The organism is Tenacibaculum aestuarii (assembly GCF_964510395.1).
Classification (GTDB): Bacteria; Bacteroidota; Bacteroidia; order Flavobacteriales; family Flavobacteriaceae; genus Polaribacter; species Polaribacter aestuarii.
Map to the genome: position 1 here is coordinate 24,732 of NZ_CAZEFY010000003.1, position 13,637 is coordinate 38,368.

Genomic DNA, 13,637 nt, shown 5'->3' on the forward strand with positions numbered 1-13,637 from the left:
TTAAAGTTTGTTTATATAAAAAGCTCCCCAGTAATAGTATTACCGGGGAGTTATTTTTTTTGGTTAAATAGTGAAATTTATTCCTAAAACAATATTTCTACCTGGATTAAAAATAGTATCTGGTTTTAATCTTGATAAGTGATTGATATACTTCTTATCAAATAAATTATTAACAGTTAACGATGTAGTAAAGGTATATTTACTAATCATTATATCGCCACCTACACCTAAATTAACTAGGTTATAAGCAGGAGTTGCTGTTTCAAACTCACTAATATTATCCTGTTTAAAGTAGGAATGTAAGCTTACAGATGCATACCCGTTTGGTAACCATTTTTCGTTAGAAAATTCAGTTCTAAGCGTATTTTTTAAAGTATTAGCAGGAATTAACGGTAAATAGTTACCATTATCTTGCTTTCCAATAACCATTTCAAAACTACTTTCTAAATGTAACCAATCTAAAGGGTGAGGATGTAAATGAAAACCAAATTCACCACCATATAATTTAGCATTTTCTTGTAAATAGGTGTAAACAGGGGCACCGTCTTCAACATCACCAGTAGGAGATAAATAAATATAATCGTTTAAGGTATTGTAAAATCCGTTAGCAAATAACTCAAAGTGTTCTGAATTGTAATCTAAAGATAAGTCGAACTGTAAATTTTTCTCATTTACTAGGTTGTTATTTCCTACTTCGAAACGATTGGTACCGTGATGCACTCCATTAGAGGTTAATTCAGCAAGGTTTGGAGCTCTAAATCCACTAGCAACATTAAAACGAGAAGTTATGCTATTAAAAAGCAAAGTTTTTGCTCCAAAAGAAGCAGTAAAACTATTGTAAGATTTATCTATAGCTTCAAAAATATGTATTTCGTCTTCATGGGCTACTTCGTGTCGTTCTGTAGTAATTCCTCTATTATCGTAACGAATACCAGCTTGTAAAGAAGTATTGTCATCCCACTCAAAGTTAGCAGTAGTAAATACCCCAAAATCGTTAACAGTAGCATTAGGAATTAACAATTCTTCACCAAAGTTTGTATTGGTTTGATGTAAACCTTGTGCACCTACTAAAACCTCAAATTTTCCAAATTTTGGAAGGTGGTATTTCGTATTATAACTAAAAGTTTTTAGCTTCATATCTAAGGCAGCCTCACCTTCTTCATGCTCTTCGTGCTCTTCTTCAGTTTCACCTTCTTCATGCTCTTCGTGCTCTTCAAACTCTTGACGATTATTAATTGTGTATCCTAAATCGATATCTAATTTTGAGTTTTTAAAGAAAACATGATTGTGTAAGCTGATAATATGATTATCAATATCTTGATAAGGAGTTTCTAAATGCGTTTCTTTGGTTTGCTCACCAATTCCTTCAGTTAATCCTAATTTAGAATTGTTGAAGTTGTAACGTAATTCAGAAGAAAAGTTTTTCTCGTGGAAACCAACACCAAGTTTTAAATCTTTTTCATTAAAACGAGTATTTGTAACTCTATAATCTGGTGTTTTATAATCTGCATGTTGTGCATAAGTTCCTCTAGCTAAAAATTGCCACTTTTTTAAAGAAGATTTAAAACCAAGAGAAGTATTTGTACCTAAGGTATTGCTAAAATAACGTTGACTAACATTCAGTTTTGTAGTGTTTTCAGGAACGAATTTTTCAGGTTGAATGTATAAAACGCCACCCAAAGCATCAGAACCGTATAAAAGAGATGCAGGCCCTTTGATAACTTCAACACCAGCAACACCAGCATCGTTAATTCCTAATCCATGCTCACCACCAAATTGTTGATTTTCTAAACGGATTCCTTGTGTGTAAACCAATACTCTGTTTCCGCTTAAACCTCTAATAACAGGTTTTCCGATAGATGCTCCTGTAGAAACTTGAGAAACTCCAGCGATATTAGTAATTCCTTCAGAAAGTGTTGTCGCTCCTGTTTTTTGAAGGGCTCTAGCCGAAAGACGCTCAACTTTCATTACATTTTCTGATTGTAATTTGTTGAAAGGAGTAGAGATGATAACTTCATCAATCTTAAAAATAGATTCTTCTAATTGTACATCAAAAGAGATATTTTCACTGTTAAAATGAAATTCTTTTGAGATAGTTTTAAATCCTAAAAAAGAAAAGTTGAAAGTTACTTTTCCGTTAGGAATGTTTTGTAGGTTGTAAGTACCATCTTCATTGGTAATGGTTCCTTTATGCAATTGGTCAGAGTATATTTCAACTCCTAAAAGTGGTTGGTTATTAGTATCTGTAATTTTTCCTGATAAGCTGTTTTGTGCATATACAGCAGATATTCCTACAAGAAATAGGAAATTAATAATTGTCTTCATTAAAAATGAATTTTACTGTTTTAACGATAATTTTTGTTGGTTGTTTGTTGCAAACGTTTAAGATACAGTAAAATAAGGTGGCGCTCTTGAAGATTTTTTATCAGTATATACAAATGAGATTAACTGCGGTTGTGTGTTGCAATCTAACTTGTAAAAATGTTGTGGAATTACCGTATAGTTTTCTACGGTTTGATACGTAAACGTACTAAATTGAAAATGAGAAAGTGAACAATCAAACTCTTGTGCGTGATAGTGTTGCTCATCAGTAGAAGTACATACAGCGTGCTCGTGATTTTCAAATAAGTGGATTGTTGCTATTACTGTAGGTAATAACAACATGAATATACTGAGTACAGCAATATGTTTTTTGAATCGAGTCACTGGCAACAAAAATAGAAAAAAATAAAAACCGATAGCAATATTGCTATCGGTTTTTATTTTATATCGTCTTAATATTTTCTTAACCTTTTTTTGAATTACCTCGCATTTTCATATTTAGCATTTCTACAAGTAGAGAAAAAGTAATAGCAAAATATAAATATCCTTTAGGAATTGCACCCACTGATTGCCCGAAAACAACAGTGTGTGATAAGTGGGCACTTTCAGTAATCAGCATAAACCCAATTAAAATTAAAAAGGATAAAGCTAACATTTGAATTGTAGGATGTTTGTTAACAAAATTACTAATAGGAGTAGCAAACATTAACATGATTAATATTGAAACAATAACAGCGATAATCATTATGATTAAAGCTCCTTGTATACCGTTTGTCATCCCTACAGCTGTTAACACAGAATCAAAAGAGAAAACAATATCAATTAATACTATTTGAGTTATAACATTTAGTAAAGTAGCTCTCTTTTTAGGGTTCCCAGAAGTGTGTGTTTCATCTCTTCCTTCAACTTTGTGGTGAATCTCACTAGTACTTTTGTATAGTAAAAATATACCTCCAGCAAATAAAATTAAACTTTGTCCTGTAACACCTACTTGTAACCAAGATAAATCAATATTCCAAATAGGGTCTTTCATACTAATTAAATAAGAAACTCCTAGTAAAAGAAGAATTCTAAAAATCATAGCTAATAGAAGACCTATTCGAGTAGCTTTTTTTTGCTGATGTTCAGGTAACTTGTTAGAAGCAATAGAAATAAAGATAATGTTATCAATACCCAGTACAACTTCTAAAAAAGTTAAGGTTAATAAGGCAACCCAGGTATCAGCTTGTAAGAAAATTTCCATAGTTATTTTACTTTATATACGGTTCCTTCTTGTTTAAAATTAGAGTAACCAATTCTTGCAGTAAAGGTATACGAACTATCAGTTACTTTAGTTATTTGAACAAATATAGGATCTTTATCTAAATCAGTTTTCGGACTTTTCATTCGCAAAGTATATGCGAAATTATTTTTCCATTTGATATAGAGAGTATCAATGTGTTTTATTTCTTTTTCAGTAACTAAGCTATCAGTTGAAATACTTACTTTTTTAGTATACTCTTCAATTTGGATACTATCTTTTCTTACAATAGTTGTTTTTCCGTAGTTATCACCCGCAGGAATTTCAAAGGTTCCGTGAACAAAACGTGTTGGGTCCCCTTTTTTTTCAGGAGTACATGAAATAGCTAAAAATAAAACTAAAAAAGTAAGTAAATATCTCATTATATACCAGTGTAATTAGATGGTGTAATTTGTTTTAATTCGTTTTTAATAGCGTCTGAAACTTCTAAAGTATCAATAAAATTAGCGATAGAATCTTTGTTGATTTTCTCGTTGGTACGCGTTAATCCTTTTAAAGCTTCGTATGGATTAGGATACGCTTCACGACGTAAAATTGTTTGAATAGCCTCAGCAACTACTGCCCAGTTATTTTCTAAATCTTCCGCAAATTTAGCTTCGTTTAATAATAACTTGTTCAATCCTTTTAACGTAGAGGCAAAACCAATTAACGTATGTCCAAAAGGAACTCCAACATTACGTAATACTGTACTATCCGTTAAATCACGTTGCAATCTTGAAACTGGTAATTTAGCAGATAAATGCTCAAAAATAGCATTGGCAATACCTAAGTTTCCTTCAGAGTTTTCAAAATCAATAGGATTTACTTTATGTGGCATTGCCGAAGAACCTACTTCACCTTTTTTAATCTTTTGTTTAAAGTAGTCGTTAGAAACATACGTCCAAACATCGCGATCTAAATCAATTAAAATTGTATTTACACGCTTTAATCCGTCGTATAAAGCCGCCATATGATCATAGTGCTCAATTTGCGTAGTAGGGAAGGAGTGGTGCAATCCTAACACTTCTTCTACGAAATGAGTTCCGAAGTTTTTCCAATCGATATCTGGGTACGCTACTTTGTGTGCATTGTAATTACCAGTAGCACCACCAAACTTCGCAGCATGTGGCGTATGTTGTATGTGAATAACTTGATTGTTAATACGCTCTACAAATACAAAAAACTCTTTTCCTAAACGGGTAGGAGAGGCTGGTTGCCCGTGAGTTCTTGCTAACATTGGTACGTTTTCCCATTCTTCAGATAAATCAGCTAATTTGCAAACTAAAGTATCTAAAGTTGGATAGTACACTTCATCCATCGCATCTTTAATAGATAATGGAATAGCAGTATTGTTAATATCTTGAGACGTTAATCCGAAGTGGATAAACTCTTTATATTTCTGCAAGTTTAAGGCGTCAAATTTTTCCTTAATAAAGTACTCAACAGCTTTTACATCGTGATTGGTAACGCTTTCAATTTCTTTGATTTTTTGCGCATCTTCAGCAGAAAAGTCTTCATAAATTTTACGTAAATCAGCGTATAAATCTTTGTTGAAATCGGCTAATTGAGGTAGTGGAATTTCACATAAAGCAATGAAATACTCAATTTCTACTTTTACACGATATTTTATTAAAGCTTCTTCTGAAAAATAGTTCGCTAAGCTTGCTACTTTGTTACGGTATCTACCATCAATAGGAGAGATGGCATTTAATTCTGTTAAGTTCATGTTTTGTTGTTGTGTTGAAAGGCACAAAAATAGAAAATACTTCCCTTTTTTTAGAGATAAACCGAAGGAATTTTAGTAGTTAAAAAAAGCAATCTTATTTAGGTACAAAGAGCTATGCTGTAATATCAATGAGATTCACTGGTATTTTCTCAACGCAACGGAACTGTCAGCGAGCTTCGCTGAGTTTTTCTATAGATATGTAAATAGAATAAAACATGTAGAGAACTTTATAAATGAATTGTAGCTAAGGATAAGAGTAAAAAGTACTTTGAGATAATTTTTGTGAAATTTACTTGTTTTTTACCTCAGTTCTTTGTTATCTCTTGTTTTTATTTCTTCTATTTTTTTAATCAGAAGTGAATAATATTGTTCGTGTTCATTTAAAAAATCTTTAAGTGAATTTTTAATTGATTGGATGTCCAATAATCGTTTTTCATTAAAATCACTAGCAAAATGTAATGGACTGATTTCAAATAACTTTTTTAGGTGGTCCGTATCGTTTTCTAGTTGGGTGATATATTCGTTTTTTATAAAATCTATTATTGCTCTTCTTTTAGTTCCATTGAAATATAGGTTTGTACTAGCGAAATCAGTAACATCGTGTTTTCCGTTTGCAGAATCATCTATACTAAAACAAAAATTAAATTCATATTCTTTTATTGATTTCAGATATAGTGTTTGGATTAAACAACCGTAAATAGAATTTGCTATATAATGCGCTGGATTTTCAATATTTCCTATTTTTTTAGGTTGGTAGTTTTTCGGCTTTTTGGGTTTCGTTCCTCCACCATAATCAATATAGTTTTCAAATTTGTATGGCTGAATCCATAGATGTTCAGTTCCAAGTCCAATATTGAACAATTTGAAGTTCAATTCTTGAGAAATAAAATGTCCTATTTCGTGAAAAAATACTCTTGTTAGATTATCTATATTCATCTGGTTTGGCTAATAAGAGATAACGGTTTGCATATGGCTTGTGGCGGTTTCGAAGCACTTTCCTGTCCCCCGAAACCAGAGCTGGCTACGGAGCGAAAACCTTGCTGGAAAGCGTTCAGCCGCCATAAGCTATATGCTGTGTTACCTGCTGGCTTTTTTTATTTCTTTTCAATTCGTCCATTATCTAAAACTCGATACTCGACTTTCCCTGTTGTCATTTTCATGCTTCCTTCGATAATATCCGTTTCATTTTCATTAAAGTCCCAACGTTTTACAGTGTCATTGACGGTAATTGTTCGGTCAGCATTAAAAGTCAAATGTTCAATTGCTTCATATCCCATGTCTTGACCGCTCTTGACGTAAAAACCTGTCGAGTCAATTTTATTTCCTTTAAGGTCATAAGTCGTCAAAAAGGGCACAAGTCCCCAATCACCAATTGAACAGTCAATAATACCAATTGTCTTGTCGTCCTGATAGTAGATTCCTAATGGTTGGCTCGTCCAAGTATGCTTATATTTTTCGAAAGCATTTTTGTCAAAATTCTTTGAGGTCTCAGGAAGTTGTCCAAGTGGATTAGCTTCTAAAGGAAGAGGAATTTGATCGAGTGTTGAAATGTAATTTTCAAAGTCTGAGTTTGTCTGTTCAGTTGCTTTAATGGATTCAGTTGACTTTTCCTTTTTAGTCGGACTGTCACAACTCCATAAAAAGGAAAGTAAAATTGTCGATATGATTAGTTGTCTCATTGTCGTTTTTTCAGCTTGCAGGTAACTAGTTTATATACGTAATAAAATTACTGTTATATTCTCTTAATGGTAGGATATGCGGAACTTTTAGCAATTTTTATACGCTTTCAAATATAATAAAACTGATACTTTATCTAAGGGTAAAGTTATTAACGAGTTCTAGTTATTTGTTAATTAGTTATATAATTATAGCGAACTTACTACAAAGGGTGTATAAATTCTTACGGAATTCCATAAACCTAATTAATTTTTATGATTTATTACACATTTTTTTAAATGGTCTCTTTTAAAAAGCTTTAACGATATACCTTTCGTTTGCTAATTTTTAGGTCTCCCTTTTTTTCTAAAGATTTTATGACCCGAATAACCGTTTCTACTCGCAAACCTAAAATATCGGCTATTTGTTGGCGTGTATAGGCTACTTTAAACGAATACTTTCCTTCAACTTTATATACATCGTCTTTTAAATAATCAATAAATCGAAGTACTCTATGTGCAGGTTCTTGGCTTGAAATTTCTGAAGCTATAATTGCTTTGTAGTACAAACGTTTGGCTAAACTTTGGGTGATTTTTAAATGAATTTCAGGATTGTCTTGCAGTAATTTAAACAGGTTACTTTTAGACAAGGCTAGAATCGTACTATCAGAAATAGCCACCGCATTGGCAGGGTAGGTAACATCAATAAACAAAGGAGGTTCTCCAAAACTTTGGTTTTTATAAAATATTCCTTGAATAAACTCTCTGCCATCATCATTAAAATTATTCATTTTCACTGCTCCAGTTACTATTTGATAGTAGTAATGTGCGGTTTGTTTTTCAGAGAAAATAAGTTGTTCTTTCTTATATTCCTTAGTGTCAGCATTGTATTTTAAAAGAAGTTCTTCAGGTATCATTATGATTTAAGTCATAAATTGCAATAGCATAAAGATATACTTTTGCGGTGTATTTTAACAACGAATTGTAAATGGATAAAAGAGATATAGAAAATAGAGAAGATGTGTATAAACTGGTATCAACCTTTTATAATGATAAAATTAGAAAGGATGATTTTATAGGTCCTATCTTTTTGAAAACGATTCCAGAAGATACTTGGGAAAGCCATTTGCAGAAACTCACCGATTTTTGGGAAACGAATTTGTTTTTTGTTAGAAAGTTTAAAGGAAATCCGATGAAAGCACACAAAGATGTAGATAGAGATTTCGATTTTTCTATTTATCAAGAACACTTTGGTCGTTGGTTACAACTATGGTTTGAAACCGTAGATGAACTTTTTGATGGAGTAAAAGCATACGAAGCCAAAGAAAGAGCAAGGAATATAGCTTCTATGCTCTTTTTTAGAATGTTTGAAGACAAACCTAAAAGCACTCTTTAAAATTTAAAGAGAAAGAATGAAATTTAGAATTTGACAATTTATTTAATGGATATTTTTATCTTCACATACTAAAATAAGCTGAGTGGAGTCAATAACTATAATTTACATTGTATTAGCCGTATTAATAAGCGTAGCAATTGCTTTTTTTCAATATTTCTACAAAGTAAAAAGAACTCCGAAAGTACACATCCTACTTTTTAGCTTAAAAGCGTTGAGTCTTTTTTTGATAGGATTGTTACTTATCAATCCGAAGATTAAAACTTTAGAAATCGAGAACAGCAAACCGGTGTTATCTGTATTGGTGGATAATTCACTTTCTACGCAGTTTTTTAAAGAAGAAGAAAACGTAAGAAAAGTGCTCTCTGAAATAAAGGAAGATGAAGGGATTCAAGAAAAGTTTGATGTTCAATATTTTTCCTTCGGAAAGGAGGTTGATGTTTTAGATAGTTTATCGTTTTCTGACACGCAAACCAATATTTCAAAAGCAATTACAGCTGTTAATGAGTTGAATAAAGGCAAAATTTCAACAACAGTTTTGGTAACTGATGGTAATCAAACCCAAGGAAACGATTATGAGTTTAGTACATCAACAAACAAAATATTTCCAATAATTGTGGGCGATACCACGCAGTATCAAGATATACAGATAGCTCAGTTAAACGTAAATAAATACAGCTATTTACAAAATAAGTTTCCAGTAGAAGCCTTGTTGTATTATGAAGGAAAAGACAAGATAACTACTACTTTTTCGATTCTTCAAAACGGACAAAGAGTATTTTCTAAACAATTAGATTTTTCTCCTAATAATCCCACGCAAACAGTTACCACTAACTTGTTGTCTAAAACAAAAGGGTTACAATATTACTCGGCATCCATCAGTAAAATACCAAACGAAAAAAACACTAAAAACAACTACAAAAACTTTTCTGTTGAAGTATTTGATGAACAAACCAAGGTTTTATTGTTGGGTTCTTTTTTACATCCTGATTTAGGAGCACTGAAAAAAGCGATTGAAAGCAACAAACAACGTAAAGTTGATATTGCTTTAATTCAAGACAAGAACATAAATTTTGATGACTATCAGTTGTATGTATTGTATCAACCTAACAGTTCTTTCAAAAGTGTGTTAGAGAAGATAACATCCAATTATTTAATCATTACAGGAACAAAAACCGATTGGAATTTTATAAATAGTCAAAATTTAGGAGTAGCAAAGAAAGTTATTAATCAAAAGGAAGAATATAGTGCTCTCTATAATGCTGATTTCCTTCCATTTTTACAAGAAAATATTGGTTTTACACATTTCCCTCCACTACAAGATAAGTTTGGAGAGGTTCAGCTGAAAAAGGAAGCACAAAGTTTATTATATCAGAAATTTGCAGGAGTAGAAACCACACAACCATTATTTACAACTTTTGAAGAGAATGACAAGAAATATGCGATGTTATTTGGTGAAGGTGTTTGGAAGTGGAGAGCATCTAGTTATTTAAAAGAACAAAATTTTGAAAGTTTCGACGCATTTATAGGAAATTTAGCGCAGTATTTAGCTTCTAACAAAAAACGAAAGCGATTAGAAGTTACTTCTGAACGATTGTATCCAGCGAATGCTCCGATTAGCATTACAGCGTTTTATGTAGATAAGAACTACCAATTTGATAACAGAGCCAATTTAGAACTGACGTTAACAAATAAAGAAACAAAGGAGCAAAAGAAGCTACCGTTTTCACTGGTAAATAACTCATATCAAGTGTCTGTTGAAGGATTGTTATCAGGTGATTACACCTACAAAGTTTCTGTAGCAAATCAAAATATTACGAGTTATGGTCAGTTTAAAATAACCGATTATCAAATCGAAGAGCAGTTTACGAATGCAAATCGAAAGAAGTTACTAGCATTAGCTTCTAAAACAAACGGAGCAGTTTTCTACCCGAATACAACAACTCAATTATTACAAGATTTGGTAAATGATGAAGCGTATTATACTACACAAAAATCTACCACAAAAGAGCAAAATTTAATTGACTGGAAATGGATTTTATTTTTGATAGTTGCTTTTTTAAGTATTGAGTGGTTTATCAGAAAATACTATGGTAAAATTTAAGAAACCAATTACTATAGATTGGTTTTTGTTTAATTCTTGCAGAAATTTGTATCAAAAGAAAAAAATATGAGATTTCATACACGCAAATGGGTAAAACCCGAAGATTTAAATCCTAACGGAACCCTTTTTGGAGGTAGATTATTACAATGGATAGATGAAGAAGTAGCGCTATATGCTATTATTCAATTAGAAATTCCGAAGACAGTAACTAAGTTTATGTCTGAAATAGATTTTGTAAGTTCTGCAAAACAAGGTGACATCATAGAAATAGGAATTGATGTCGTAAAATTTGGAAGAACATCAATTACTTTATGTTGTGAGGTTCGTAATAAGATTACCAGAAAAACAATCATTGCAATCGATAAAATTATCATGGTAAGTTTAGATGAAGAAGGTAATCCTTTAGCTCATGGTAAAAGTAAGATAGAATATGTTAAAGATAGACTAGAAGAAGAGTAGCGTTTTTAAATTTTATACTTTTGTGTATCTAAAATTAATGTATTGAAAAATTTCTGCATCATAGTATTAACCTTATTGTTAATTGTGCCTCCAGTTCAGGCGCATACTGATGCAGTAGTTTTTGTTGATGAAACCGAAGCACATTTTGATGTATTGAATGACGAGCATGAGCACGAACATCATCAAAATGATACAGAAGAAGAGAAAAACAAAGAACACCATCATCATTGTACGGTGGTGAATCTTACAGCAGAATTTGTACCTGTTGAATATTACTTCGAAATTATTCCCTTTTTTGAAATAAGAGAAATAATTGATTTTTATCAAGTTACTTATAGCTTTTCTTTCTTAAAAGGAATTTTCCAACCACCTCGAGTTTAAATTAATTATTCAGTATTCGCTTTCAAAAAATAGAAAGCTTTCATGCATCTTTTTAGAAAAAGAGATGTCTTTTTACATATAATTAATTTAAAAATAACACATGTTAAAAAATATAATAGTAGCAGTAGTTATTATGCTATCGGTAGTTAATATAACTGCACAAAACTCAGTTGAATTTAAAGTGATTTCTGATGAAAAAGAGCCTATAGTAGGTGCTTCGGTATATTTGAAAAACACGACTATTGGAGCAGAAACTAACTTAGATGGAATTGCAATTATTAATAATATTTCTAATGGAAAACAAACCTTTATAGTATCATTTATAGGTTTTGAAACAGTCGAAAAAACTATTCAACTTCCAACAACAAAAAAGCAATTTGTAGTAGAACTTCATGAAGACGAAGAAACTTTAGAAGCGGTTGTAATTCAATCGACAAGAAGTAAAAGGACGATTGCTGAGATTCCTACAAGAATTGAGGTTATAGGAGCAGAAGAATTAGGAGAAAAAGCGGCTATGAATTCAGCAAACATAGCTATGGTGTTACGAGAAAGTACAGGAATTCAGATGCAGCAAACTTCGGCAAATTCAGCCAATCAAAGTATTCGTATTCAGGGATTAGATGGACGTTTTACGCAATTACTAAAAGACGGATTTCCGTTATTTGGAGGTTTTTCTAGCGGATTGAGTATTATGCAAATTCCTCCGTTAGATTTACAGCAAGTAGAAATTATCAAAGGAAGTTCTTCTACTTTATACGGTGGAGGTGCTATTGCTGGTTTGGTAAACTTGGTGTCAAAAAAGCCAAAAGAAGAACGAGAAATTAGTTTAATGTTCGATCAGACTTCTCGTAACGGAAGTACGTTAAACGCTTTTTATAGTGAACGTTTCAACAAATTTGGAGTTAGTTTATACGGATCTGCAAACAGACAACAAGCTACCGATGTAAATGACGATCATTTTTCTGATATTCCAAAAGTGAGAAGTTTTAGTATCAATCCGTCATTATTTTACTATCCGAATGAAAAAGAAGAGTGGCGTTTGAACTTTGGAACAACTATAGAAGACCGAATTGGAGGTGACACCGATGTAATTGCAGGAAATATGACACCTGATCACAGTTTTTTTGAAGAAAATAAATCAGAACGTTACTCAACACAATTATCATATTCTAATGATATCTCAGAAACGAAAAGTTTTCATTTTAAAAATAGTGTGAGTTATTTCAAAAGAAATTTAAGCTTGCCTGATTATGAGTTTGATGGAAAACAATGGGCTACATTTACAGAAGCAACGTATAACTTATATAATACTAGTTCTGATTGGGTTTTTGGAGGAAACATAATTACTGAAAACTTTACAGAAAATCCAACAACTAATTTAGATAGAAGTTATGAGCAGTTTACTTTTGGAGGGTTTGCTCAAAATAACTGGAGACTTTCAAACAGTTTAACTTTAGAAAGTGGTTTACGAACAGATTATAACGATCACTACGGAACGTTTGTATTACCTAGAGCTTCTTTATTTATCAAATACAATGACAAAGTTTCAAGTAGAATAGGAGGAGGTTTAGGATATAAAATACCTACAATTTTTACTGAAGATGCCGAATTGCGTTCGTATCAAAATGTAATGCCAATTAACTTGACCAATTTTGAAGCAGAAACATCTATCGGATTCAATGCAGATGTAAACTATAAAACAAAAATTTTTAATGATAATGTATCATTGTCTTTTAATCAATTAGTGTTTTATACGCAGTTAAAAAATACACTTTTATTACAAGAAAATGGAGCCAATTATGAATTTATGAATGCTTCAAGTCGATTAAATAGTTATGGAGCAGAAACTAATTTAAAGTTAAAGTATAAAGATTTTGTATTGTTTACAAACTATGCCTATAACAATGTTGAAATCAATAATAATCAAAAAGCTCTGACACCAAAACATAGTTTTGGAGGCGTATTAATGTATGAAGTACATGATAAATGGCGAATAGGGTATGAAGCATATTATAAAAGCTCTCAATTGAGAAATAATTTAACAAAAACACCAGATTATTGGACGATGGGCTTTATGGTAATGAAAACGTTTGGGAAAATTAGTTTGTATGCTAATTTCGAAAACTTTACAGACACCAAGCAGCAAAACTATCAAGATATGATAGAAGCACCACATAATAATCCGTCCTTTACAGATATTTGGGCACCAACAGACGGATTTATTTTCAACGCAGGTATATTGGTGAAGTTATAAGAGAAAGAGGAGTTTTTTAACTCCTCTTTTTGCATCTTTTTTATACATTTAAAGTCAATTCATA

The 13,637-nt window shown here is 31.7% G+C and carries 13 protein-coding genes; 5 read left to right on the top strand and 8 right to left on the bottom strand.

All coding sequences use genetic code 11. The features are described 5' to 3' along the window. Positions 1-63: 63 nt before the first annotated feature. From ACKTSU_RS06195 to ACKTSU_RS06230, 8 genes are all read right to left on the bottom strand, one after another. Positions 64-2,325, bottom strand: coding sequence for a TonB-dependent receptor (locus ACKTSU_RS06195; protein ID WP_408035503.1), 2,262 nt, complete (start codon positions 2,323-2,325; stop codon positions 64-66). Between the two features lie 57 nt (positions 2,326-2,382). Further along, a complete protein-coding gene (locus tag ACKTSU_RS06200; RefSeq protein WP_408035504.1) occupies positions 2,383-2,664 on the bottom strand; it encodes a hypothetical protein in 282 nt (93 codons plus the stop codon). 121 nt (positions 2,665-2,785) lie between these two features. Continuing rightward, positions 2,786-3,565, bottom strand: coding sequence for a TerC family protein (locus ACKTSU_RS06205; RefSeq protein WP_408035505.1), 780 nt, complete (start codon positions 3,563-3,565; stop codon positions 2,786-2,788). Between the two features lie 2 nt (positions 3,566-3,567). After that, positions 3,568-3,984 (bottom strand): hypothetical protein, encoded by a 417-nt coding sequence (locus ACKTSU_RS06210; RefSeq protein ID WP_408035506.1) that lies wholly within the window; start codon positions 3,982-3,984, stop codon positions 3,568-3,570. Continuing rightward, positions 3,984-5,327, bottom strand: a complete 1,344-nt coding sequence (purB, locus tag ACKTSU_RS06215) for an adenylosuccinate lyase (protein ID WP_299036142.1) — start codon at positions 5,325-5,327, stop codon at positions 3,984-3,986. Before purB ends, ACKTSU_RS06210 begins: the two co-directional genes overlap by 1 nt. Before the next feature lie 300 nt (positions 5,328-5,627). Next, entirely contained in the window at positions 5,628-6,263 is a 636-nt protein-coding gene (locus ACKTSU_RS06220; protein WP_408035507.1) for a hypothetical protein, read from the bottom strand. A gap of 158 nt (positions 6,264-6,421) precedes the next feature. Further along, positions 6,422-7,006, bottom strand: a complete 585-nt coding sequence (locus ACKTSU_RS06225) for a hypothetical protein (protein ID WP_408035508.1) — start codon at positions 7,004-7,006, stop codon at positions 6,422-6,424. Positions 7,007-7,302: 296 nt separating this feature from the next. Then, positions 7,303-7,899: a Crp/Fnr family transcriptional regulator gene (locus ACKTSU_RS06230; protein ID WP_408035509.1), complete on the bottom strand. Its 597-nt coding sequence runs from the start codon at positions 7,897-7,899 to the stop codon at positions 7,303-7,305. 71 nt (positions 7,900-7,970) lie between these two features. Here ACKTSU_RS06230 and ACKTSU_RS06235 point away from each other — a divergent pair, with 71 nt between their 5' ends. From ACKTSU_RS06235 to ACKTSU_RS06255, 5 genes are all read left to right on the top strand, one after another. After that, on the top strand, positions 7,971-8,378 hold the full coding sequence (locus ACKTSU_RS06235; RefSeq protein ID WP_408035510.1) for a group III truncated hemoglobin: 408 nt from the start codon (positions 7,971-7,973) through the stop codon (positions 8,376-8,378). An 82-nt stretch (positions 8,379-8,460) separates the two neighbouring features. Beyond that, the gene (locus tag ACKTSU_RS06240; protein ID WP_408035512.1) at positions 8,461-10,479 is read left to right on the top strand and encodes a VWA domain-containing protein; all 2,019 of its coding nucleotides are present in this window, start codon (positions 8,461-8,463) and stop codon (positions 10,477-10,479) included. A gap of 66 nt (positions 10,480-10,545) precedes the next feature. After that, complete coding sequence (locus ACKTSU_RS06245) at positions 10,546-10,938, top strand: acyl-CoA thioesterase (RefSeq protein WP_408035513.1); 393 nt, start codon at positions 10,546-10,548, stop codon at positions 10,936-10,938. A 42-nt stretch (positions 10,939-10,980) separates the two neighbouring features. Continuing rightward, a complete protein-coding gene (locus tag ACKTSU_RS06250; RefSeq protein WP_408035514.1) occupies positions 10,981-11,319 on the top strand; it encodes a hypothetical protein in 339 nt (112 codons plus the stop codon). Positions 11,320-11,419: 100 nt separating this feature from the next. Beyond that, positions 11,420-13,573, top strand: coding sequence for a TonB-dependent receptor (locus ACKTSU_RS06255; RefSeq protein ID WP_408035515.1), 2,154 nt, complete (start codon positions 11,420-11,422; stop codon positions 13,571-13,573). Positions 13,574-13,637: the final 64 nt, after the last annotated feature.